Origin of the sequence: Streptomyces sp. 840.1 (assembly GCF_003751445.1) — a bacterium.
GTDB lineage: Bacteria > Actinomycetota > Actinomycetes > Streptomycetales > Streptomycetaceae > Streptomyces.
In genome coordinates this window covers 477569-501326 of the sequence record NZ_RJUU01000003.1, presented here as the reverse complement: position 1 = coordinate 501326, position 23758 = coordinate 477569, and the positions used below count along the sequence as shown (strand labels likewise).

Genomic DNA, 23758 nt, shown 5'->3' with positions numbered 1-23758 from the left:
GGGCGCTTCCCGCTGGAGGTTCGAACGATGCGTGCTACACGCGCTCTCGTTGTCGCCGCGACCGCCGTCGCCGCTCTCGGGCTCGGCGCCCCGATGGCAGCAGCCGGTGGAGACGTCGGGAACGGCCAGAACAACGGGAACAGCCAGAACGACTGGAACGACCCGGGCGACTGGGAGAACGGCAACAACAACGGGAACGGGAACAACAACGGCAACGGCAACGGAAATAACAACGGCAACGGCAACGGCAACGGGAACGGGAACGGCCGCAACAACGGCCCGAACAACGTGACCGTCGACCCCGAGCGCGTGCACCAGGGCGCGGCCATGCAGGTCAGCGCCGAGGGCTGCGGCCGCGGCGGCAGCGTCTCGTCCAACGCCTTCCGCACCACGCGGCTTTCGGCGGGCCGGGTCGGCCACGCCCGGGTGCGGATCTTCAACGACGCGACGCCCGGCTCCTACAACCTGACGGTGCGCTGCGACGGCACCGACCGGACGGCCGGGCACCGGTTCACCGTGCTCAACAGCCGGGGCGCGCAGGGCGGCCTCGGCGGTTCGATGGCCGCGAGCCCGGCGGACATGGGCGTGGGTGCGGGCCTGGTCGCCTCGGCGGCCCTCGGCGGAGGCATGTACATCATGCGCCGCCGGAGGAACGGCCATGGGGCGGTCTGACCGCACGGACATACCAGCCGGCCCGATAACGACGTCGCCCCGAGTCCTGTGAAAGGACCCGGGGCGACTTCCGTTCGGCCGGCGGTGCCGCTCAGTGCGAACGGTTCTCCCGGCGCCGCCTCGCCACGAAGACGGTGCTGGTCGCGGCGGCCACGGCCAGCGCGGTGCCGCCCACGATCATCGCGGTGTTCGGGCTGTCGATGCTGCCGCCGAGGCCACCCTGGACGCCGGCGGGCGAGGCCGCCGAACCGGTGGTGCTGGTGGAGCTGGTGGTGGGCGTGTTCGTGGCCGCGCTGATGGTGAGGTTCACCTTCGCCGTGGAGCTCGGCGATGTGTTGCAGGTGAACGTCACCTGGTACGCGGCGGCCGGTTTGGCGTCCCAGTCGACCGTCGCCCTGGCGGTACCGCCCCTGGGGATGGTGACGGTGTCGAACACCCCGGAGGACGCCGTGGCCGTCGTCGAGCACCCCTTGGCGGCCAGGGTCACCTGGCCGCCCGGCGCGATCACCGAAGGCGTGACGGTGTATCCGCTCCCGCTGTTGGGCGGTCCACCGGTGGTTGCGGCATACGCGGTCACGGCCGGGGCGGTCAGGGCGAGTGCTGCGGCGCCGAGCAGAGCGACGGGAGCGACACGTATAGCGCGCATGGTGATTCCTCCGGGTCCCCGAGGAGCAGTTACGGAACGGATTTCCGCAAAGCATCAGAAATGCACCTCGATGCCGCCAACGCTAGAAGTGGTGCATTTCGCCCGCGATCGGAGTCGTCCAATGGTGCGCCGCTGTCCCCCGAGCGGCGCACGGGCGGGCCGCTATCCGCCCGACGCCCGTGGGAACAGGTCGAGGAAGGGCGCCGCGGTGGCCGAGAGCCCCCGGCCGAAGGGTGAGTCGAAGTCCCAGATCAGGAAGAGCAGAAAGGCGATCAGGACACTGAAGAGACCGGCCAGCAGGAGTTCGCGGAAGGTACGCCGGATCTGCAGGGTGAAGATCAGCCCCACGGTCACCAGCGCCCCGATGATCAGCCCGAACCAGACGACCCCCGGCATGGTGGCCCCGGCGCTCTGCCCGCGCGCGCTGCGGGCGTCGTCGGCCGCGGCGATCTGGTCGACGAGCGGCTGGTACGCCTGCCCCTCGTGGTCCGTCTTGGGCTTGTAGTCGGTGACATCGGCGCGTACCCGGTCCAGGAGCTCCGCGCCCCGGTCGTCGAGCGTGCCGTGGTCGATCATGGTCTGCCACTCGTCGTGCACGACGAAGCTGACGTAGGCGTCCACATCGGCGCGGATCCGGGTACGTACCTCGACCGGGTACACGGACGAGCGCGCGTCGACCTCGTGGAGCGCCTGTGCCTCCTGGCGGACGTACTCCTGCGCCGCGCCTCGGCCCTCCCAGACGCCCGCGATGGCCAGGCCCAGCACGATCGCGTAGACAACGCCGATCATCATCGTCATGTATTCGATGACGTCAGGGGTTTCGGACGGGTCGTCGTCCTCGGGCAGCCGACGGTTGTTGAGCACCGCGATGGTGAGCACCACGGCGCTGGCCGCGACCATGGCGAAGGTGAGAACAAGCCATTCCGACATGTGGGTCTCCGGAGGTCATCGGGAACGGGGCCGAAGCACGGCGACGGCGAACACCGCGGGGGCTGTGATCATCAAGGTGAGCGTGACCAGGGAGGTGTGTCGCTCCGGGGCCTTCCGGACCGGTCTGCGGTAGGCGGGAAGGGCCACCGGCCGCGGTGTGGGGCGCGCGGACGGGGACGGCGAGGGGGACGGTGACGGAGGCGCCGGCGGTGGGGGAGGGGGCGGTGGTGCCGGCTCGGGGGCGGGGGGCGCGGGCTGTACGGGAGGCGGCGGAGGAGGGGGCGGCGGTGGTGGCGGGGGTGGTGGCGGAGGCGGTGGAGGTGGAGGTGGAGGTGGAGGCGGCGGGGGAGGCGGCCGGGGTGTGGGCGGTGGCGTGGGCTCGGGCTTCGGCCCCGCGTGACAGCTGCCGTCACCGCTGGTGGCGACCGCCGAACTGCCCCCGTCGTCGCCGATCGAGGCGTATCCGCAGTTGCTCGCGACCGCGGGCACCGGGGCGGTGAGCAGCCAGATGAGGGCGACGGCCGCGGAGAGCCGGCCGATGAGTGATCCGTACACGACCGGGAGCATGTTCCGGGCCGCACGGCGGCACGCCGCACACCCGCCGGATTCCCCTGATGGTGGGGACCTGAAGCACTGGGTGTTTGCGGCCGGGGAAAATTCTGCGGACGCATTGAACAAAGAAGGCCCGGGGCGGAGCCGGCCATGGTCGTGCGCCGTGCGATTCCTCATCGCAACCGGCGGCGGTCACAGGAGGGTTGATACCCGCATCCGGCGCTCCGGCTCACTCGCGGCCACCGCGCTCCCGCACCGGTGGCGGCGGAACGAGTGGCGCCAACAGCCGCGCAGCCGGGGGAAGATGGTGCGGGACGCCCCGCAATGCCGGCTCGGCGGTGCGTCAAAGTAGTTCTATTGCGAACCTTTTTCAGGCGTTTCGGCGACTGATTGTCACACGCAGCGACGGGACGGTTGCAGTTGCCACGTGTGTGACCAATAACGGACCGCTAATTTCCGTTTCCGCTCGCTCTCCTGGCGGGCGATCAGTAGCCTCTGGTCAACACTGACCATGAACATGGCCGGATCGCCGTGGCGACTTGTTGGAGAGATCGATGGAGCGTCCCGCCTGGGCACCGCAAGGCATTGACATTTCGGTGCCGAGCGTGTCCCGAATGTATGACTTCTATCTGGGCGGCTCGCACAATTTCGAGGTGGACCGGGAAGCGGCTCGCAAGGCCATGGAGTTCATGCCGGGACTTCCCAAGATCATGCAGGCGAACCGTGCCTTTATGCGCCGGGCGGTGCGTTACGCACTCGATGAGGGGATCTCCCAGTTCCTGGACATCGGTTCCGGGATACCGACCTTCGGCAATGTCCACGAGGTCGCCCAGGGCATCGCCCCGGAGGCCCGAGTGGCGTACGTCGACCACGATCCGGTCGCGGTCGCACACAGCCAGGCCGTGCTCGAGGGCAATTCCGCAGCGGTGATCGCCACCGCCGATCTGCGCCGGCCGCAGGAGATCCGGGACAACCCGGAGATCTCCGGACTCCTCGACTTCGACCGGCCGGTGGCGCTGCTGCTCGTCGCCGTACTCCACTTCATCGAGGACTCCGACGAACCGCACAAGGCGGTCGCGGAGCTGCGGGACATCCTGGCCCCCGGCAGCCTTCTCATCGTCACCCACGCCTCGTACGAGGGCATCCCGCTGAGCCGGGAGGAGGCCGGCGGCGCGGTCGGCGTGTACAAGGACATCCGCAACCCGCTGGTCATGCGCTCGTCCGAGGAGATCGCGCGGTTCTTCGACGGATACGAATTGGTCGACCCCGGAGTGGTGCCGATGCCGAGCTGGCGCCCCGACACCCCCGCGGCACAGGGCGGCGAAGACCCGTACGCCTTTTCGGGCTTCGCGGGAGTGGGACGCAAGGCGTGAGTATTCCCGCCCAGTCGTCCGGGGCACCGGACGCGGAGCCCGACGGCCCCGAGGACCGGCTCCGGCGATTCGCCACGATCTGGAGCCGGGCCATCTTCCCGTCGACGGCCACCTCCCTGACCCGCCCGGAGTTCGAGCACCACCTGCTCCCGCTGGCCCGCACGCTCAGCGACACCCTGCACGCACGCCCCTTCGACGCCGTCGCGGCGGCCGGGGTGGGCGGCGCACTCGTGGCCGCGCACTGCACCGACCCGGACGCGCTCAGCTCCACACTCGGCGTCGTCGACTCCTACCTCGTCCTGTACTGCGGGAACAACGGCCCCGTGGCACTGACGACCGAGGACAGCCGGTCCCGCTGCGCCAGGATCCAGCACGCCGTCGCGGGCGGCTTCAGCCAGGCGCTGCGCGAGCGGACCCTTGCCGAGCAGGAGGCCATCGCCCGCTCGGCACTCACCGCGCGCTCCCACGCCGAACAGGCGCTGCACGCCACCGAGGCGCGGTTCCGGGCCGTCTTCAAGGACGCCGCCATCGGGATCGGCATCGCCGACCTCGACGGCAATGTGCTGGAGGTCAACGACACCCTCACCCGGATGTTCGGCGGGCTCGACCACCACGTGCGCAGCCACCGCGTCAACGAGTGGGTCCACCCCGAGGACTCCCCGAAGGTCTGGAAGTACTACAACGAGCTGGTGAGCGGCGAGCGCGAGCACTACCGCGTCGAGAAGGCGTTCTACCGCAACGACGGCACGGTCCTGTGGACCAATCTGACGGTGTCGCTGCTGCGCGACGCCGAGGGCCGGCCCGAGTACCAGCTGGCGCTGATGGAGGACACCACCGAGCGCAGGCTGCTGAATCTGCGTCTGCGGTACGAGGCCACGCACGACGCGCTGACCGGTCTGCCGAACCGGACGCTTTTTTTCGAGCGCCTCGAGAAAGCGCTCTCGGCCGGTGATGGCAGCCGTTTCGGCCTCTGCTACCTGGACCTGGACGGCTTCAAGGCGATCAACGACAGCCTCGGCCACGCCTCGGGCGACCGGCTGCTCGTCGAGGTCGCGGACCGGCTGCAGAGCTGCGCGACCGCGCCGGGCGAGATGGTGGCGCGGCTCGGCGGCGACGAGTTCGTGGCGCTGACGACCGGCCCCGACACGGCCTCGGAGGTCGACGAACTCGCCTGCCGCATCCTCGGGGCGCTCGCCACCCCGATCCGGCTGGACGGGCGCGAGCTCACCGTCCGGGGGTCCATCGGCGTCGTCGAGGGCCCGGCCGGCGAACGCAACGCCGCCGAGGTGCTGCGCAGCGCCGACATCACCATGTACCGGGCCAAGTCCGCGGGCGGCAACCGCTTCGAGCTGGCCGACGCCGAGGCGGACGCCCGTGCCATCACCCGGCACGGGCTGACCACGGCGCTGCCGGCCGCGCTGGAGCGCGGCGAGTTCTTCATCGAGTACCAGCCGCTGGTGCACCTCGGGGACGGTTCGGTGCACGGGGCGGAGGCGCTGGTGCGCTGGTGCCACCCGCAGCACGGGGTGCTGGGTCCCGACCGGTTCATCGCGCTCGCCGAGCACACCGGGCTGATCGTGCCGCTCGGCCGCTGGGTGCTGGAGGAGTCGGTACGGCAGGCCAACTTCTGGCAGGAGCGCCACACCGACGGGGGCCCGCTGCGCATCAACGTCAACCTCTCGCCCGCCCAGCTGCACCACCCCCGGCTGGTCATCGAGACCGTCGACGTCCTGGAGCGTTCCGGTCTCGAGCCCGCGGCGCTGTGCCTGGAGGTCACCGAGTCGGCGCTCATCGGCGCCGACGACGATCTGCTGAAGCCGCTGCGCCAGCTGGCCGACATGGGCGTCGGCATAGCGCTGGACGACTTCGGCACGGGTTACTCGAACCTGGCGAACCTGCGCCGGCTGCCGGTGAGCGTGCTGAAGCTGGACCGGTCCTTCACCCAGGGGATGCAGCACCACCCGGCCGATCCGGTGGACCTGAAGATCGTCGAGGGCATCGTGTCGCTCGCGCACAGCCTGGACCTGGCGGTGACGGTGGAGGGCGTGGAGACGGGGGCCCAGGCGGAGCAGTTGCGGGAGCTGGGCTGCGACACGGCCCAGGGCTGGTACTACGCCCGTCCCGGCGCCCCGGACCGGATCCACTCGCTGCTGCTGGCCGACGCGGTGTGAGCCGGCGGGCGCTCCGTCCTCAGGCGTGTCCGGCGCCCGGGGACGGCGTGTCCGTCCGGCTCGCCAGCAGCACCCGCTGGAACTCGCGGGCCGCCCGCGGCGGGGCCACGTCGCTGCGGTGCGCGAGCGCGATCGTACGGCGGAGCCCCGGCCTCGCCAGCGGCGTCGTCCGCAGGTCGTGGCCCGCCCGGGTGGCCACCATGCTCGGCACCACCGCGATGCCGAGACCGGCCCGCACGAAGCCGAGCACCGCGTCCATCTCGCCGCCCTCCACGGTGAACGACGGCTCGAAGCCCTCCGCCCGGCAGGCGGCCACGGTCAGCTCCCGCAGGTCGTAGCCGTGCCGGAACATCACCAGCGGCTCGCCCTGCAGATCCGCGATCCGCACGCTGCCGCCCCGGCCGGGCCGGGGCCCGGCCGAGGAGGAGACCACCACCAGATCCTCCTGGAGCAGCTCGACCGTGGTCAGGGCCGGTGAGGCCGAGGGGAGCGGAAGCACCACGAGGGCGAGATCGAGGGCGCCGCGCGCCAGCTCCCGCACCAGGTCGTGCGAACCGCCCTCCTCCAGCAGCAGCTGGATGCCCGGGTGCAGATCGTGGAAATCGCGCAGCACGTCGGGCAGCAGTCCCGTGCAGACGCTGGGCGTCGCCCCGAGCCTGACCCGGCCCCGGCGCAGCTGGGCCAGCTCCTGGACCTCGTGCCTGGCGGTGTCCGCGTCGGCCAGGATGCGCCGGGCCAGCGGCAGCAGCGCCTCGCCCGCGTCGGTCAGCGCGATGTTGCCCCGGGCGCGGCTGAACAGCTCGGCCCCCAGCTCGCTCTCCAGCGCCCTGATCTGCTGCGAGAGCGAGGGCTGCGACACATGTACGTCCTCGGCGGCGCGGGTGAAGTGCCGGGCCTCGGCCACGGCCACGAAGTACATGAGCTGCTGAAACTGCATACACGCACCATAGCTCGCCCGATAGGCAGAGGCTATGGATATGAGCCGCTCCATGTCTTGGACTGATCAGGGCCTTCGGTCCTACCGTCGTGTCCATGGCATTGGCAACACGGACGGACCGACGGCCGTCCATGACGCGTTCGCTCTGGGACTCGTCCGTCGGCAAGAAGACGATCATGGCCGTGAGCGGTCTGATCATGCTCCTCTACTTGGTCGCCCACATGGTCGGCAACCTGAAGATCTTCTTCGGCCCCGGCGAGTTCGACGGCTACGCGCACTGGCTGCGCGTGATGGGCGAACCGGTACTGCACCACGAGTGGGCGCTGTGGATCGTCCGGCTCGTGCTCGTCGCCGCCGTGGTGCTGCACGCCGTCTCCGCGTACCAGCTCAGCCGCCGCGACCTGAAGGCGCGGCCCAGCAAGTACGTCCACCGCAAGCCCCGGGCCAGCTATGCCACCAACACCATGCGCTACGGCGGCATCATCCTTGCGCTGTTCATCGTCTGGCACATCCTGGACCTGACGACCGGCACCGTGCACTCGGGCGGATTCCAGTCCGGACACCCGTACCAGAACGTCATCGACACCTTCTCCACCTGGTACGGCAACGTCATCTACATCGTCGCCATGCTCGCCATGGGCCTGCACGTCCAGCACGGGTTCTGGAGCGCGGCACAGACCCTCGGCGCGGGCAGCGCGACCCGCGAACGTGCCCTGAAGACCATCGCCAACGTGCTCGCGCTGGTGCTGACGGCGGGCTTCGTCTCGGTCCCCGTCGCCGTCATGACCGGAGTGGTGAGCTGACATGAACGACTACACCGACTACACCGCCGGCGAGCCGCTGGCCGACACCCGCGCCCCCGGCGGGCCCGTCGCGGAACGCTGGGACACCCGCCGCTTCGAGGCGAAGCTGGTCAACCCGGCCAACCGCCGCAAGCACACCGTCATCGTCGTCGGCACCGGCCTGGCCGGCGGATCGGCCGGTGCCACGCTGGCCGAACAGGGCTACCACGTCGTCCAGTTCTGCTTCCAGGACTCGCCCCGCCGGGCCCACTCGGTCGCCGCCCAGGGCGGTATCAACGCCGCGAAGAACTACCGCAACGACGGCGACTCGGTCCACCGCCTCTTCTACGACACCGTCAAGGGCGGCGACTTCCGCGCCCGCGAGTCCAACGTGCACCGGCTCGCCCAGATCTCCGTCGAGATCATCGACCAGTGCGTGGCCCAGGGCGTCCCCTTCGCCCGCGAGTACGGCGGCCTCCTCGACAACCGCTCCTTCGGCGGCGTCCAGGTCTCCCGCACCTTCTACGCACGCGGCCAGACCGGACAGCAACTGCTCCTCGGCGCCTACCAGGCACTGTCCCGGCAGATCGCCGCGGGCAACGTGGAACTGCACCCCCGCACCGAGATGCTCGACCTGGTCGTCGTCGACGGCAAGGCCCGGGGCATCGTCGCCCGCGACCTGGTCACCGGGAAGATCGACACGTACTTCGCCGACGCGGTCGTGCTGGCCAGCGGCGGCTACGGCAACGTCTTCTACCTGTCGACCAACGCCATGAACTCCAACGCCACCGCCATCTGGCGCGCCCACCGGCGCGGCGCGTACTTCGCCAACCCCTGCTTCACCCAGATCCACCCCACCTGCATCCCGCGCACCGGCGACCACCAGTCCAAACTGACGCTGATGAGCGAGTCGCTGCGCAACGACGGCCGCATCTGGGTACCGAAGGCCAAGGGCGACACCCGCCCCGCGGGCGAGATCCCCGAGGACGAGCGCGACTACTACCTGGAGCGCATCTACCCGGCGTACGGCAACCTCGTACCGCGCGACATCGCCTCCCGCGCCGCGAAGAACGTCTGCGACGAGGGCCGCGGCGTCGGCCCCGGCGGGCAGGGCGTCTACCTGGACTTCGCGGAGGCCATCGGGCGGATGGGCCGGGCGAAGGTCGAGGAGAAGTACGGGAACCTCTTCGACATGTACGCGCAGATCACCGCGGAGAACCCGTACGAGACGCCGATGCGGATCTACCCGGCCGTGCACTACACGATGGGCGGGCTCTGGGTCGACTACGACCTCCAGACCACGATCCCCGGCCTGTTCGCGATCGGGGAGGCGAACTTCTCCGACCACGGGGCCAACCGCCTAGGCGCCTCGGCGCTGATGCAGGGCCTCGCGGACGGCTACTTCGTCCTCCCGTCGACGATCAACGACTACCTGGCCCGCAACCCCCACCACGCCGCGATCGACGCCTCGCACCCCGAGGTGGAGGAGGCCGTGGCCGAGACCGAGGACCGGATCAACCTGCTGCTGGCCGTCGACGGCGACCGGACCCCCGACTCCTTCCACCGGGAGATCGGCGAACTCATGTGGGAGTACTGCGGCATGGCCCGCACCGAGGAGGGGCTGCGCAAGGCACTCGACCGGCTGCCGCAGATCCGCGAGGAGTTCTGGCGCCGCATCAAGGTGCCCGGCACCGGCGAGGAGTTCAACCAGTCGCTGGAGAAGGCCAACCGCATCGTCGACTACCTGGAGCTCGCCGAGCTGATGTGCCTCGACGCACTGCACCGCGCCGAGTCCTGCGGCGGGCACTTCCGCGAGGAGTCACAGACCCCGGACGGCGAGGCCGCCCGGCGCGACGAGGAGTTCTCCTACGCCGCCGCCTGGGAGTTCACCGCCACCGGCGGCGCTCCCGTCCTGCACAAGGAAGACCTGGTCTTCGAGTACGTCCACCCCACTCAGCGGAGCTACGCATGAAGCTCACCCTGCGCGTCTGGCGCCAGAAGAACGCCGACGCCCCCGGCGCCATGTCCACCTACCGGGTGGAGGGCATCTCCCGGGACATGTCGTTCCTGGAGATGCTCGACACCCTCAACGAGGAACTCATCCTGGAGGGCGACGACCCCGTCGCCTTCGACCACGACTGCCGCGAGGGCATCTGCGGCGCGTGCAGCCTGGTCATCAACGGCGACGCCCACGGCCCGGAGCGCACCACCACGTGCCAGCTCCACATGCGGTCCTTCGAGGACGGCGACACCATCGACATCGAGCCGTGGCGGGCCTCGGCCTTCCCGGTCGTCAAGGACCTGGTCGTGGACCGTTCCGCCTTCGACCGGATCATCCAGGCCGGCGGCTACATCTCCGCCCCGACCGGTACGGCACCGGACGCGCACGCGACACCCGTGCCCAAGCCGGACGCCGAATTCGCCTTCGAGCACGCGGAGTGCATCGGCTGCGGTGCCTGCGTCGCGGCCTGCCCCAACGGCTCCGCGATGCTGTTCACCTCGGCGAAGGTCAACCACCTGAACGTGCTGCCGCAGGGCGCCCCCGAGCGCGAGACCAGGGTCCTGGACATGGTCGGGCAGATGGACAGCGAGGGCTTCGGCGGCTGCACCCTCGCCGGGGAGTGCGCCACGGCCTGTCCGAAGGGGATCCCGCTGCCGTCGATCTCCGCGATGAACAAGGAGTGGCTGCGGGCGACCCGCAAGGTCCACCGCTGAGTTCGCCGAAGAGCCCCGGTCCCGGAGGCCGCCCGCCTCCGGGACCGGGGACTCAGCCGTCCCGGCGGGTCAGGACGTCACGGCGAGGTCGTCACCGTAGACCGTGCCCTGCCCGTACCAGCCGTGCAGATACACCGTCACCGCGCCACTGGCCCCGGTGGTGAAGGCCACCGACTGCTTGGCGTAACCGCTGGAGGAGCCCCAGGTGCTCGCCGTGGCCCCGCCCTTGACGCCGAGGTAGCCGTAGCTGCCCTGCACCCAGCCGCTCAGCGTGTACTTGGTGTTGGGGGACAGCGTGAGCGTCTGCGTGCACTCGCCGGTCTGCGAGGCGGTGGCCGCCGCGGCGAGCGCGTGGGAGCCGCCGTGCACCGGGGTGGAGACGACCGAGCCGCCGGACTCACAGGTCCAGGGGCCGAGCGCACCCGTCTCGAAGTCGCCGTTCACCAGCGAGCCGGTGCCGCCCCCGGGACCGGAGACCGTCAGTGTGAAGACCGCCGCGTGGCTCAGCGTGCCCGCCGCGCCGGTCACCGTGATCTTGTACGTGCCGGGCGCCGCCGACGCCGAGGCGGTGACCTTCAGGGCCGACGTGCCGCCCGCGGTGACCGACGTCGGGCTGAGCGTTGCCGTCACACCGGCCGGCGCCCCGCTCGTCGTCAGCGCCACGGTCTTGGCGCTGCCCGAGGTGACCGAGGTGTTCACGGTCGCCGTGGCCGAGCCGCCGGGCGCGACCGTCGCCGAACCGGGGGCGACGGCCACCGAGTAGTCGTCCGTCACCGGGCCCGTGCCGCCGCCGGTGGTGAAGGGCGCGAACGTGTGACTGAAGTACCAGGTGTCCTGCGCGATCCCGGAGCAGGTGTCGCTGCCGCCGGTGCCGGGGCAGCCGCCGTTGTCGCGCTGGAGCGCCCAGAACGACAGGGTGCTGACCCCCTTGGAGACGGCCCAGTCGTAGACCGCGGTGGCATCGGCCGTGGTGAACGTCTCGGCGGGGCCGTAGTCGTCGATGCCCGGCATCTCGATGATGCCGGTCATGCCCCACAGCTGCGCCTCGGTCTTCGTCGGGTAGAGCTTGGCCAGCTGGCCCTTCAGACCGGTGATGGCCGTCTGGGTGTCCTGGGCCATGTTGTGCGAGGCGCCGTCGTAGTAGTCGAACGTCATCAGGTTCACGACGTCGACCTTGGCCCCGTTGGCCACCGCGCTCTTGAGCACGGCGAGCCCGCTGGCGGCCAGACCACTGGTCGTGGTGGGCAGGGTGTACGAGATCTGCACCGAGCGGCCGTTGGCGGCGGCCCAGTCCTGGACCTTCTTGATGGCCTGGTTGCGGCGGTCGATCCCGGCCTTGTTGGTGAGCGAGTTGTCCTCGATGTCCATGTCGAGGCGGGACACGTCGTAGGTCGTGATGACCTTCTCGTACGCGGCGGCGATGGAGTCGACGCTCGTGCAGCTGTCGGCGATCTCGGTGCCGGCGTTGTCGGCCGCGTACCCGCCGAACGACGGAATCACATCGCCGCCCCGCGACCGGATGGTCGTGAAGTCGGCGCCGAACTCGGACTGGGCGATCGGCGTGCTCGAATCGCCGTTCCAGTACGGGGTGCAGGAACCCTTGGCCTCGGTCTGGACGAAGGCCATCGTCAGGTACTTGGCGCCGGACGCCTGTGAGAGAGCGGCCGGGCTGTCTCCGTTGTACGCCTCGAAGTACGGGGCGAAGACGTGCGCGGGCAGGGGAGTGGCGGCGGTCGCGGCGGCCTGTGCGCCGACGCCTGATCCGAGGACCAGGCCTGCGGACGCGACGGCCGTGGCCAGGGCGCTCAGGACGGCGGCGACTGTTCTTGGACGTCTCATGGGGTAGCTCCCAGCGGAGTTGAGACAACGGGCGGATCGCACGGCTCTGCCACGCCCGTCGAGGGCGTGGTCCGTTCCTGTGATTCCCGGCCGGGGGTCACATGCCGCACGGCGAGGAGCGGCCGTGAGGCATGCCCATAATTGGTCTGGACCAGGTAACTGTCAACGTTCTTTACTGTTTCATTTCCCTTCCCCTGCCCGAACCGGCAACCGGCAGGGCAAATAGGGGAGTTGGGTAGAAAAGAACGGTCAGTCGAGGTGGAGCGAGGCCCGGAGGTACGCCGCCGTCCGGCTGCCCTCAGCCCGAGCCACCTCGGCCGGCGGCCCCGTCGCCACGATCCGGCCGCCGCGGTCGCCACCGCCGGGCCCGAGGTCGATCACCCAGTCGGCGCCCGCGACCACGGCCATGTCGTGCTCGACGACCACCACCGTGCTGCCCGCGTCGACCAGCCCGTGCAACTGCCGCATCAGGACCTCGACATCGGCCGGATGCAGACCCGTCGTCGGCTCGTCCAGCAGGTACAGCGTATGACCCCGGCGGGCGCGCTGGAGCTCAGCGGCCAGCTTGATCCGCTGCGCCTCGCCGCCGGAGAGCTCGGTCGCCGGCTGCCCGAGCCGCAGATAGCCGAGCCCCACGTCGAGCAGGGTCCGCAGACTGCGCTCGGCGGCGGGCGTGCCGGCGAAGAAACCGGCCGCCGACTCCACGGTGAGATCCAGCACCTGGGCGATGTTCAGCCCTCGCAGGGTGACTTCGAGGGTCTGCGGGTTGTACCGCGCGCCGTGACAGTCCGGGCAGGGCGCGTACGTACTGGGCAGGAAGAGCAGCTCGACGGAGACGAACCCCTCGCCCTGGCAGGTCTCGCACCGCCCGCCCGCCACGTTGAACGAGAACCGCCCGGCCCGGTAGCCGCGCTCCACCGCCGTGTCCGTCGCGGCGAACAGCTTGCGCACGACGTCGAACAGCCCGGTGTACGTGGCCAGGTTGGAACGGGGCGTACGGCCGATGGGCTTCTGGTCGACCTGGACGAGGCGGTCCACCGCCGCCAGCCCCTCGGCCGACGCGCACCCCGGTGCGGGCCGTTCGCGCGGCTGATCGGCCTCCGCCTCGGCCGGGGCCCGCCGGTCGGCCAGGACGTCCGCGAGGACCTGGCCCACCAGCGTCGACTTGCCCGACCCCGAGACCCCGGTGACGGCGGTGAACACGCCGAGCGGGAAGGCGGCGTCCACGCCGCGCACGTTGTGCCGCTCCACGCCGTGCAGCCGCAGCCACCCGCCGGGCTCCCGCACCTCGCGCGCCGGGGCGGGCGTGTCATCGAACAGGAAGCGGCGGGTCGCCGACTCCGCGACCTCGGCGAGACCGGCCGGCGGGCCGCTGTGCAGTACCCGGCCCCCGTGCTCACCGGCCAGCGGCCCCACGTCGACCAGCCAGTCCGCCCGCCGCACCACGTCCATCTGGTGCTCCACGACGAAGACCGTGTTCCCGGCCTCCTTCAGCCGGCCGAGCACCCCGAGCAGCGACTCGGTGTCCGCCGGGTGCAGACCGGCGGACGGCTCGTCCAGGACGTAGACGACGCCGAACAGCCCCGACCGCAACTGCGTGGCCAGCCGCAGTCGTTGCAACTCGCCGGAGGAGAGGGTGGGAGCCGTGCGGTCCAGGCTGAGGTAGCCGAGACCGAGTTCGGTGACCGGTTCGATCCGGGCCAGCAGATCCTCCGTCAGCACCCGCGCCGTCTCACCGCTGCCGGCCGACGCCAGCACCTCGGTGAGCGCGGTCAGCGGGAGGCCCGCCAGCTCCGCGATCGTACGGCCGGCGAACGTGACGGCCATGGCCTCCGGCCGCAGCCGGCCGCCCTCGCAGACCGGGCACGGCTCGCTGGTCAGGAAGCGTTCGGCCTTCGCCCGCAGGGCCCGGCTCCTGGAATCGGCGAACGTGTGCATCACATAGCGCCGCGCGCTCATGTACGTACCCTGGTAGGGGCGTTGGATCCGCCCCGCGTCGCGCACCGGATGGACCGTCACCACCGGCTGCTCGTCGGTGAACAGGATCCACTCCCGGTCGGCCGGGTCCAGCTCGCTCCACGGCCGGCCGACGTCGTACCCGAGGGCGTCCAGCACATCGCGAAGGTTCTTGCCCTGCCAGGCCCCCGGCCAGGCGGCGATCGCGCCGTCCCTGATGGACAGCGAGGGATCGGGGACCAGCAGTTCCTCGGTGGTGCGGTGGACCCGGCCGAGCCCGTGACACCGCGGACAGGCCCCTGCGGCGGTGTTCGGCGAGAACGCGTCGGAGTCCAGCCGCCCGGCGCCCGGCGGATACGTCCCGGCCCGGGAGAACAGCATCCGCAGCGAGTTGGACAGCGTGGTCACCGTCCCCACGGAGGACCGCGCACCCGGCGCCGAGCGGCGCTGCTCCAGCGAGACGGCCGGCGGCAGCCCGGTGATCTCGCCCACCGCGGGTGCGCCGACCTGGTGGATCAGCCGCCGGGCGTACGGGGCGACGGACTCGAAGTAGCGGCGCTGGGCCTCCGCGTAGATCGTCCCGAAGGCCAGCGACGACTTCCCGGAGCCGGAGACGCCGGTGAAGACGGTGAGCGTGTCGCGCGGGATGTCGACCCGGACGTTGCGCAGATTGTGCTCGCGGGCACCGCGGACCCTGACGTACGGGTCGTGGGGGGTGGGCATGAGGGTGGGGACTCCGTACGGTTCGGGGCGGGCCGGCCGGGACAAACAGTCCGATTCTAGGTCTTGGTGACCTGCCGGGCCGCTCCTGGGGTGACGGGAATGGCGGTCGGGGCCCTGCCGGGTCGTATCCGGCCGTGTGGCCTTGGATTGCTACGGCCTGTCTTCAAAGGCCTGGCCGGCCGGGCACGGCCTGCCCGAGGGCAGGCTGCGCATGCGGCGCAACGACGACCGCCGGCCGGCCCGCCGGACCAAGCTGGAGATCCTTGAGCGGCTGGGCCGGGAGCGTGAGGTGCGGGTGCTGGTCGACGACGAGCTGGTCTGCGACGCGGCCGAACTGGCCGGATTCACCGTGGTGCGGGCCCGCTGGGCGCGGACGTCGCCCGCGATGCGGGACGCGCGGGAACGGGAGGGGCGTACGTGACCCGTCCGGGTCTCCGGCGGCCTGCGTCGCGGGTCCCGGCCCGTCCGGATCCCCTGTGGGCCCGGCCGTGGGCCCCGGCCCGGGGCGCCCGGATTCAGTCCTTGTCGTCGAGCCGGAAGCCGACTTTCATGCCGACCTGGTAGTGCTCGATCTGGCCGTCCTTGATCTGGCCGCGCACCTCGGTGATCTCGAACCAGTCGAGATTGTGCAACGTTTCCGAAGCCCTCGCGACCCCGTTGCGGACTGCCGCATCGATGCCCTCATGGGAGGTTCCTACGATCTCTGTGACGCGATACGTATGGTTTGACATCTTATGTCTCCTCTCGCCTCTACCAAGGTGCCCCACCTTGGCTGGGTTCGCGAGAGTTGGCCGGGCGGTCGCGGGTCCGGAACCCGCCTTGACCAAAGTATTGGTCCATACCAAAATCCAGCCACGCCCGTGCGAGCGCAGCCCGCAGTCCCCCACACCGGGTCCTGATCTTGTCGTGCCGTTTCGCAGAAGGTGACCCCGTGAAGAACCGCATGCTCGTAGGAGCTGTTGCCCTGATATCCGTAGCCGCACTGGGTGGCTGCGGAGTGATCCCCGGTTCGGGTGGCTCCGGCAGCAAGAAAGTCACGATCTGGCTGATGAAGGACAGCGTCAGTCCCGATTTCCTGGACCGTTTCAAGAAGTCGTACGAAGAGGCGCACTCATCGGTCGAACTGGACTTCAGGATCCAGAGCTGGAGCGGTATCGGGCCGAAGGTCATCAAAGCCCTGGGCGGCAAGGACACCCCGGATGTCATCGAGGTCGGGAACACCCAGGTCGCCCAGTACGCGGAGAGCGGCGGACTGCGCGACCTGACCCTGGAGTCGATGCGTGATCTCGGCAGCGAGAACTGGCTGCCCGGCCTCGCCGAACCGGGCAGCATCGGCGGCGTCCAGTACGGAATCCCCTGGTACGCGGCCAACCGGGTGGTGATCTACAACAAGGACCTCTTCGAGCAGGCCGGCATCAAGGCCCCGCCGAAGACGCGCGAGCAGTGGATCGCGGACAGCGGGAAACTGAACAGCGACGGCGATCAGGGCATGTATCTGCCGGGCCAGAACTGGTACGTACTCGCCGGGTTCATCTGGGACGAGGGCGGCGAACTCGCGAGCGAGAAGACCGGCGACTGGAAGGGCGCGCTCAACTCCGCCGCGGCCCTCAGGGGCATGAAGTTCTACGAGCAGCTCCAGGCGCTCGGTGCCGGGCCCAAGGACGCGGACGAGGAAAAGCCCCCACAGGCAAATGTGTTCGCCAAGGGGGATGTCGCACAGATCATTTCCACTCCCAGTACCGCGACGCTGATCGAGAAGGCGAATCCCGAACTCAAGGGAAAACTGGGATACTTCCCGATCCCGGGCAAGACCGAGAAGGCCCCCGGTTCCGTATTCACCGGGGGATCCGATCTGATCGTCCCGGAGAAGGCGCACCAGCGCAGCGCCGGCATCGACGTGATCAAGGAGCTGGCCGGTGCCAAGTGGCAGGAGGCGCTGGCCAAGTCCATGAGCTACGTGCCCAACAAGACCACCCTGGCCCATGTCATCGAGGGCGAGGAGAGCACCGCCGCGATGGCCGAGGGTGCCGCCCGGGGCCACGCCACCCCCAACTCGCCGCAGTGGGCGGCGGTGGAGGCCGACAACCCGATCAAGCCGTACATGACGGCCGTGCTCCAGGGCGGTGACCCGGCCAAGGAGGCGAAGACGGCCTCGGAGAAGATCACCGCAGTGCTCGCGGGGAGCTGACCGCGCGGCCGGACGGTGAGCCGGGGACCGGCGCGCACCGCGGGATTCAGCCGTCGCACATCCCGGCTCTCCATGGCGGTCACGTCGAATCCAGCCGGTCACGGAAGAAGTAGGGAGCCGGCCGCCGAACCGCTGAGGCGGCCCGGCAGCCGCCCCTGCCGATCCGTCCCCGGAGGCCGTCATGCCCGCGCTGCCCACCGCTCCCGCCACCTCCCCGGCCACCGCTGCCACCCCAGCCGCCCCCGTCCCGCCCGTTCCCGCGCAGCAGCAGGCCGGCCCCGCCGCCCCGCCGCGCTACCGGGTCTCCCTCGCCGTGGACCAGGAGGAGGTGCGCGCCGCCCAGCGCCTGCGCCACCAGGTCTTCGCCGCCGAGTTCGGCGCCCGCCTCGAGGGCCCCGAACCGGGACTGGACAGCGACGCGTTCGACGCGTACTGCGACCACCTGCTGGTCCGCGAGGCGTCCACCGGCGATGTCGTCGCCACCTACCGCCTGCTGCCGCCCGAGCGGGCCCGGATCGCCGGACGCCTCTACGCCGAGGGCGAGTTCGACCTCACCAGGCTCGACCCGATACGTGACGACCTGGTCGAGGTCGGCCGCTCCTGCGTCCACCCGGCCCACCGCGACGGCGCCGTCATCGCCCTGATCTGGGCCGGCCTGGCCCGCTACATGGAGCGGACCGGGCACAACTGGCTGGCGGGCTGCTGCTCGATACCCCTGACCGACGGCGGCGGGGCGGCGGCCCGTGCCTGGGAGACCGTACGGACCAAGCACCTGGCACCCGAGGACTACTGGGTCTCCCCGCACCGCCTCTGGCAGGCCCCCGCCGCGCTTCCCGCCGGTCCCGGCGGGCTCGCCGCGCTCCCGGCGCTGCTGCGCGGCTATCTGCGCCTCGGTGCCCGCGTCTGCGGGGCGCCCGCCCACGACCCCGAGTTCAACGTCGCCGATCTGTACGTACTGCTGTCGCTGCGCGGCACCGACCCGCGCTATCTGCGCCACTTCCTCTCGCTCGCCCCGCAGCAATGAGCCACTGGCTGCCCGCCTCCCCGTGCACCCCGCCCGGCTGCGTGGTCCACGAGGGCCCGGCCAGACACCCGGTCCCGGCGGCGGCCCTGCTGCTGGCCGGATGCGCGCTGACCCTCGCCGGGGTGGTGTGCGCCCCGCTCGCCCTGTCCCTGCTCGGTGGGGCCCGGCGGGAGCGGCTGATCCGCTGCTGGGCGCACGGCGTGCTGCGGGCCTTCGGGGTACGGGTGCGGGTGACCGGGCCGCCCGCCGCGCGGGGTGACGCGGCGGGTGACGGCGCCCCCGGGGTGCTCGTGGTCGCCAACCACGTCTCCTGGCTGGACATCCCGCTGGTCGCGGCGGTGTTCCCCGGCCGGATGCTGGCCAAGAGCGACATCCGCCGCTGGCCGCTGCTCGGCCCGCTGGCGGCGCTCGGCGGCACCCTGTTCGTCGAGCGCGAGCGGCTGCGTGCGCTGCCCGCCACCGTGCGCGCCGTCGCGTCGGCGCTGCGGGGCGGCGCGCGGGTCGTGGTCTTCCCGGAGGGGAGCACCTGGTGCGGCCGGGGGCCGGGCGGCCGGTTCCGGCCCGCCGCGTTCCAGGCCGCGATCGACGCCGGGGCCGCGGTCCAGCCGCTGCGCATCCGCTACCTGTACGGACCGCGGGACCGCCGCGCCCCGGCGGGCGCGGCGGCCTTCGTCGGCGACGACCCGCTGGCCGCCTCGCTCTGGCGGGTGGTGCGGGCGGCCGGGCTGACCGCCGAGATCCACGTAGCCACGCCGATCCCGGCGGGCGCGGTGCCCGGCCGCCGTGCGCTGGCCCGGCTGTCTCAGTCCACCGTGGCCAGCGACAGCGCGAACCTGCCCGCCGCGTCCGTCCACCACTGAGCCAGCCGAAGCCCGGCCCGGTCCAGTTCGTCCCGCACACCGTCCTCGCGGAACTTCGCGGACACCTCGGTCCGCAGCTCCTCACCGGCCTCGAACGGCACCACCAGATCCAGCTCCGGAATCTTCACCGTCAGGTCCCGGCGGGCCCGCAGCCGCATCTCGATCCACTCGCGCTCCGGGTTCCAGCGGGCCACGTGCTCGAAGTCGGCAGGCTCGAAGTCGGCCCCCAGCTCCCGGTCGACGACCGACAGGACGTTCCGGTTGAACGCCGCCGTGACCCCTGCGGCGTCGTCGTACGCCGCTACGAGCACGTCCTCCTCCTTCACCAGGTCCGTACCGAGCAGCAGGCCGTCACCGGGGGAGAGCAGTGAGCGCACGGACGTCAGGAAGGCGGCCCGCTCCTCGGGCAGCAGATTGCCGATGGTGCCGCCCAGGAACACGACCAGCCTCGGTCCCGGGGTCTCGGGCAGCGTCAGCGCGCCGGTGAAGTCGGCGATGAGCGCGTGCACGGACAGGCCGGGCCGCTCCTCGAGCAGCGCCTCGGCCGCCCCGCGCAGCGCGCTCTCGCTCACGTCGACCGGCACGTAGGTGTGCAGCTGCGGCAGTGCGTCGAGCAGGTGCCGGGTCTTCTCCGAGGAGCCCGAACCCAGTTCCACCAGGGTCCGGGCGCCGGACGCGGCGGCGATCTCGCCGGCCCGGTCGATCAGGATCTCCCGCTCGGCACGGGTGGGGTAGTACTCGGGCAGCCGGGTGATCTCCTCGAACAGCTCGCTGCCCCGGGCGTCGTAGAACCACTTGGGCGGCAGGGTCTTCGGCTGCCGGGTCAGACCGTCCAGCACGTCGGCGCGCAGCGCCGCGTCCGTCGCGTCCAACGGCAGGTTGCGGGTCAGCAGAAAGGGACTCACTCGGTGGGCTCCTTGAGCGGGGTCAGCAGAACATCGGCGCGGGTCGCGGTGAGCAGGGTGCGGTCGGGGACCTCGCACCAGAGTGGATCGTCGTCGTAGGGCTCCGAGGCCACGATCGCGTGGCGGCCGGGCTCGGACCGGTACCAGAGGGTGTCGCCCCAGGCCGTCGCCACGATGGTCGAGCCGTCGGTGAGCAGCAGGTTGAGCCGGGAGCCGGGGGCAGCCTCGGCGGCCTCCAGCACGGTGTCCGCGACGGCCTGCGGGAGCGCGTCGCCCGCCGCGAGCCGGTGCCGCACCAGGGCCCATACCAGCGCCGAGTCGCAGCGTGCGGCCAGCCGCAGGAGTTCGGCCGCGGGCAGCGTCGCCGCGAGCGGCGCCATCGACCCCGGCCAGCCCTTCACCGCGCCGTTGTGGCTGAACAGCACCTCGCCCCCGGCGAACGGCGCGGCCGCCGCCTCGCCGTCCGGATCGAACTCGGTGGCATCGCGGACCGCGGCCAGCACGGCACGGCTGCGCACCACTCTGGCCAGGTCCGCGAAGGTCCGGTCGCCCCAGACGGGCCCCGGCCGGCGGTAACGTCCGGGGACCGGGTCCCCCTCCGCGTACCAGCCGACGCCGAAGCCGTCCGCGTTGACCGTCCCGTGCCGCTGCCGGCGCGGCTCCCAGGACTGGCGCACCAGCGAGTGCGCGGGCTCGGTCAGCACCTCGCCCAGGGGCACCGGCGGCCCCACATAAGCGATATGACGGCACATCAGGCATCCCTCGCGGTCCGGAACCCCGAGAAGATCTGCCGCCGGACCGGCAGGTCCCAGTTGCGGAACGTACCGCGGCAGGCCACCGCGTCCACCGCGAAGGAACCGCCGCGCAGCACCTTGTGCCCCGGACCGAAGAACACCTCCGAGTACTCGCGGTACGGGAAAGGCGCGAAGCCCGGGTAGGGCAGGAAGTCGCTCGACGTCCACTCCCACACGTCCCCGATCAGCTGCCCCGCGCCGGACGGCGACCGGCCGGCCGGGTACGCCCCGGCCGGGGCGGGCCGCAGATGGCGCTGGCCGAGGTTGGCGCGCTCCGGTGTGGGCTCCTCGTCGCCCCACGGAAAGCGCCGGGACCGTCCGGTGGCGGGGTCGTGGCGGGCCGCCTTCTCCCACTCGGCCTCGGTCGGCAGCCTGCGCCCGGCCCAGCGGGCGTACGCGTCCGCCTCGTACCAGCTGACGTGCAGCACCGGTTCGTCCGCCGGTACTGGTTCGGTCACGCCGAAGCGCCGGCGCAGCCACTGGCCGGCCTCCCGGCGCCAGAACTGCGGTGCCGTCAGCTCGTGTTCACGGACCATCGCCCATCCCTCGGGCGCCCACCAGCGCTGCTCGGTGTAGCCGCCGTCCTCGATGAACGCCCGGTACGCGCCGCAGGTCACCGGGGCGGTGTCGAGGAAGAAGGCGGGAACCTCGCGCCGGTGTGCGGGGCGTTCGTTGTCCAGAGCCCATGGCTCGGTCGAGGTGCCCATGGTGAAGGGGCCCCCGGGGACCAGCACTTCGGCGTGGAGCGCGGCCGCATCGGTGGCCCGGGGCGGCTCGGGGGCGCTGAGCGCGGCAGGCCCCGAACGCAGTTGATGGGTGATCAGCATGGTCTCGTCGTGCTGCTGTTCGTGCTGCGCGATCATCCCGAAGGCGAACGCGGACCGCAGCAGCGGGCGTCCGCCGAGCGGGGTCGCCCCCAGCACGTCCAGGGCCCGGCCGCGCACCTCGGCGGCGTACGACCTGGCCTCGGCGGGGGCCAGCAGCGGCAGGGAGGGGCGGGTGGCCCTGGGGTGCTCGAAGGCGTCGTACAGGCCGTCGATGTCCGGGCGCATCGCCTCCCGTCCGCCCACGTTGCGCAGCAGCCACAGCTCTTCCTGGTTGCCGATGTGCGCGAGGTCCCAGACCAGGGGCGACATCAACGGTGAGTGCTGGGCGATGAGTTCGTTGTCGTCCACGCTGTCGGTGAGCAGCGTGGTGCGCTCCCGTGCGGTGAGGAGCGCCGCGACGGCGCGCTCGCGGAGCGCCTCGGGGTCCAGCGCGTCGGGTGCGTCCGGGCGCTGCGGCCCGGCTGGCGAGGTCGCGGGGGAGTCGGTCATGAGAGGGTCCCCTTCGGGTCGTACCGGCCGTCCGTCCGGTCGGGTGCGAGCATGGCTGCCCGGAGATCGTCGGCGGGACATCGGCCCCGGGCGACGTACCGGTCGTGGAAGTCCGCCACCACGTCCCGCACCGCCCGCGTCGCACCGATCCGGGGCAGCGCGTCCAGGGCCAGCTCGAAGCAGGCGTTGGCCGCCACCCGCAGTTCGGGATCGGCCAGCCCGTCCCGGGCGGCGGCGAACCAGAGCGGATTGCGCGGAGCGGCCAGCGGTCCCGCCGTCTCGGCCAGCGGTTTGACGGTGCGGTACACGGTCTCGGCGGCCTCCGGGTCGTCGAACAGGGCAGTGGTGACCGCGAGCGGCACGAGCCATCCGTCGGTACCGGACTGCGCGTCGATCATGCGCAGTTCGAGGTGCCCGCGCGGACGGACCGGCGGGAACAGCGTGGTGATGTGGTAGTCGAGGTCGGACCGGTCCGGGCGGCGCGGCGCCCCGGAGCGGATCCACTCCCGGAGGCTGAGCCCCTCGGGCACGGACCACGGCCCCTCCCCGCCACGGATGCACAGGACCGGCGTGTCCAGGACATGCGCGGCCCAGGCGTCCCGGGCCGGCAGCGATCCGGCCGGGGCGAGCGTGCGCAGCGGGTCGAGGTCGGCCCACAGCGACTGGCGCGCGGACCGCCACGGCGTCGGCCTGCCCTGCCGGAACGGCGAGTTGGCAAAGGCCGCCACCAGCACCGCGCCCAGCAGATGGGCCAGCTGCCAGCGCCGCCCGTAACCGAGCGGGCCGGGCTCCTCCTCTCCGGCGTCCAGGCAGACCTGGACGGACGCGGTCGTGCACATCATGGCGCGGCCCGCCGGACCCCACCGGTCGAGGGCCTTCTCCATGGCCTCGTAGCGGGGTTCGCGCAGCAGCCTGCGCGGCGTTTGCCAGGGATCGACGCCGAGCCCGACGGCGGTGAGACCCAGCCGGTCGAGCGCGGCACGTACCAAGACGAGGTCGTCGGCGGTGTCGTTGACACACGCCATGAGGGAATCGCCGGGCTGTGAGCTGAGCTCCAGCTGTCCGCCGGGTTCGAAGGTGACCGCGGCGTTCAGGGGCAGCGCCCGGACTGCGGCTGCGGCCGCTTCGAGACGGTGGTGCGGGACGGGACTGTGCGGACGGTCTCGATCGTGCAGGAGCCATTCGAGCTCGACCCCAACGATGCGCGGCGGTCCCGTCTTGAAGCAGATGCCGCGCAGTAGATCCTCCGCCTCGCCCTCGCCGAGGGGCGGGGCGTGGCCGGGCGGACCGTGGCCGCCGGACGTTTCGGATGACATGCCGGGCCTCCTTTGCCGGTGCGTCCGTCCTACCCAAACCCCTGCCGGGAGTTCGCACA

General features: G+C 71.4%; 19 protein-coding genes and 1 pseudogene. 10 read left to right on the top strand and 10 right to left on the bottom strand.

Going from position 1 to position 23758, the window contains the following annotated elements; all coding sequences use genetic code 11:
• The first annotated feature begins 27 nt into the window (after window positions 1-27).
• Window positions 28-672 (top strand): hypothetical protein, encoded by a 645-nt coding sequence (locus EDD93_RS34700; protein WP_123530175.1) that lies wholly within the window; start codon window positions 28-30, stop codon window positions 670-672.
• 91 nt (window positions 673-763) lie between these two features.
• Here the strand turns inward: EDD93_RS34700 and EDD93_RS34695 are convergent, their stop codons facing one another.
• Both EDD93_RS34695 and EDD93_RS34690 read right to left on the bottom strand, forming a co-directional pair.
• Entirely contained in the window at window positions 764-1318 is a 555-nt protein-coding gene (locus tag EDD93_RS34695) for a hypothetical protein (protein ID WP_123530174.1), read from the bottom strand.
• Window positions 1319-1480: 162 nt separating this feature from the next.
• Window positions 1481-2248 carry a DUF4239 domain-containing protein gene (locus tag EDD93_RS34690; protein ID WP_123530172.1) on the bottom strand — a complete coding sequence of 256 codons (768 nt, stop codon included), beginning with the start codon at window positions 2246-2248 and terminating at the stop codon, window positions 1481-1483.
• A 1106-nt stretch (window positions 2249-3354) separates the two neighbouring features.
• On the opposite strand from EDD93_RS34690, the gene EDD93_RS34675 reads away from it, so the two are divergent.
• Together EDD93_RS34675 and EDD93_RS34670 are read left to right on the top strand one after the other, a co-directional pair.
• On the top strand, window positions 3355-4173 hold the full coding sequence (locus tag EDD93_RS34675; protein WP_123530168.1) for an SAM-dependent methyltransferase: 819 nt from the start codon (window positions 3355-3357) through the stop codon (window positions 4171-4173).
• Window positions 4170-6344: a bifunctional diguanylate cyclase/phosphodiesterase gene (locus tag EDD93_RS34670; RefSeq protein WP_123530166.1), complete on the top strand. Its 2175-nt coding sequence runs from the start codon at window positions 4170-4172 to the stop codon at window positions 6342-6344. Before EDD93_RS34675 ends, EDD93_RS34670 begins: the two co-directional genes overlap by 4 nt.
• A gap of 19 nt (window positions 6345-6363) precedes the next feature.
• Here the strand turns inward: EDD93_RS34670 and EDD93_RS34665 are convergent, their stop codons facing one another.
• The gene (locus EDD93_RS34665; RefSeq protein WP_123530164.1) at window positions 6364-7281 is read right to left on the bottom strand and encodes a LysR family transcriptional regulator; all 918 of its coding nucleotides are present in this window, start codon (window positions 7279-7281) and stop codon (window positions 6364-6366) included.
• A gap of 95 nt (window positions 7282-7376) precedes the next feature.
• Between EDD93_RS34665 and EDD93_RS34660 the strand changes: the two genes are divergently transcribed.
• Genes EDD93_RS34660 through EDD93_RS34650 form a run of 3 tightly spaced genes read left to right on the top strand, consistent with a single transcriptional unit; the run spans window position 7377 to window position 10778 of the window.
• Window positions 7377-8084: a succinate dehydrogenase gene (locus tag EDD93_RS34660; protein ID WP_123530162.1), complete on the top strand. Its 708-nt coding sequence runs from the start codon at window positions 7377-7379 to the stop codon at window positions 8082-8084.
• A gap of 1 nt (window position 8085) precedes the next feature.
• The gene (locus tag EDD93_RS34655; RefSeq protein ID WP_123530160.1) at window positions 8086-10035 is read left to right on the top strand and encodes a fumarate reductase/succinate dehydrogenase flavoprotein subunit; all 1950 of its coding nucleotides are present in this window, start codon (window positions 8086-8088) and stop codon (window positions 10033-10035) included.
• Window positions 10032-10778: a succinate dehydrogenase/fumarate reductase iron-sulfur subunit gene (locus tag EDD93_RS34650; protein ID WP_123530158.1), complete on the top strand. Its 747-nt coding sequence runs from the start codon at window positions 10032-10034 to the stop codon at window positions 10776-10778. Before EDD93_RS34655 ends, EDD93_RS34650 begins: the two co-directional genes overlap by 4 nt.
• 69 nt (window positions 10779-10847) lie before the next feature.
• Here EDD93_RS34650 and EDD93_RS34645 read toward each other — a convergent pair whose 3' ends face one another.
• Window positions 10848-12617: a glycosyl hydrolase family 18 protein gene (locus EDD93_RS34645; RefSeq protein ID WP_185092616.1), complete on the bottom strand. Its 1770-nt coding sequence runs from the start codon at window positions 12615-12617 to the stop codon at window positions 10848-10850.
• A gap of 249 nt (window positions 12618-12866) precedes the next feature.
• Complete coding sequence (locus EDD93_RS34640) at window positions 12867-15296, bottom strand: excinuclease ABC subunit UvrA (protein ID WP_123530156.1); 2430 nt, start codon at window positions 15294-15296, stop codon at window positions 12867-12869.
• Window positions 15297-15465: 169 nt separating this feature from the next.
• Here EDD93_RS34640 and EDD93_RS34635 point away from each other — a divergent pair.
• Window positions 15466-15717, top strand: a pseudogene (locus EDD93_RS34635) (hypothetical protein); the annotation flags it as partial.
• A 94-nt stretch (window positions 15718-15811) separates the two neighbouring features.
• Here EDD93_RS34635 and EDD93_RS34630 read toward each other — a convergent pair.
• Window positions 15812-16027, bottom strand: a complete 216-nt coding sequence (locus EDD93_RS34630; protein WP_123530154.1) for a dodecin — start codon at window positions 16025-16027, stop codon at window positions 15812-15814.
• Between the two features lie 200 nt (window positions 16028-16227).
• On the opposite strand from EDD93_RS34630, the gene EDD93_RS34625 reads away from it, so the two are divergent.
• From EDD93_RS34625 to EDD93_RS34615, 3 genes are all read left to right on the top strand, one after another.
• Window positions 16228-17484, top strand: coding sequence for an extracellular solute-binding protein (locus tag EDD93_RS34625; RefSeq protein WP_123530152.1), 1257 nt, complete (start codon window positions 16228-16230; stop codon window positions 17482-17484).
• A 181-nt stretch (window positions 17485-17665) separates the two neighbouring features.
• Complete coding sequence (locus EDD93_RS34620; RefSeq protein WP_123530150.1) at window positions 17666-18508, top strand: GNAT family N-acetyltransferase; 843 nt, start codon at window positions 17666-17668, stop codon at window positions 18506-18508.
• Entirely contained in the window at window positions 18505-19368 is an 864-nt protein-coding gene (locus EDD93_RS34615; protein ID WP_123530148.1) for a 1-acyl-sn-glycerol-3-phosphate acyltransferase, read from the top strand. Before EDD93_RS34620 ends, EDD93_RS34615 begins: the two co-directional genes overlap by 4 nt.
• Here the strand turns inward: EDD93_RS34615 and egtD are convergent.
• From egtD to egtA, 4 genes are read right to left on the bottom strand one after another with little or no spacing between them, the layout of a single operon-like run.
• Window positions 19311-20273: an L-histidine N(alpha)-methyltransferase gene (egtD, locus tag EDD93_RS34610; protein ID WP_123530145.1), complete on the bottom strand. Its 963-nt coding sequence runs from the start codon at window positions 20271-20273 to the stop codon at window positions 19311-19313. The two genes, EDD93_RS34615 and egtD, sit on opposite strands and share 58 nt — an antisense overlap.
• Window positions 20270-21025 (bottom strand): ergothioneine biosynthesis protein EgtC, encoded by a 756-nt coding sequence (gene egtC / locus EDD93_RS34605; protein ID WP_123530143.1) that lies wholly within the window; start codon window positions 21023-21025, stop codon window positions 20270-20272. The genes egtD and egtC overlap by 4 nt, the downstream gene beginning before the upstream one ends.
• Complete coding sequence (egtB, locus tag EDD93_RS34600; protein ID WP_123530141.1) at window positions 21025-22383, bottom strand: ergothioneine biosynthesis protein EgtB; 1359 nt, start codon at window positions 22381-22383, stop codon at window positions 21025-21027. Before egtB ends, egtC begins: the two co-directional genes overlap by 1 nt.
• Complete coding sequence (gene egtA / locus EDD93_RS34595; protein WP_123530139.1) at window positions 22380-23699, bottom strand: ergothioneine biosynthesis glutamate--cysteine ligase EgtA; 1320 nt, start codon at window positions 23697-23699, stop codon at window positions 22380-22382. Before egtA ends, egtB begins: the two co-directional genes overlap by 4 nt.
• Window positions 23700-23758 lie beyond the last annotated feature (59 nt).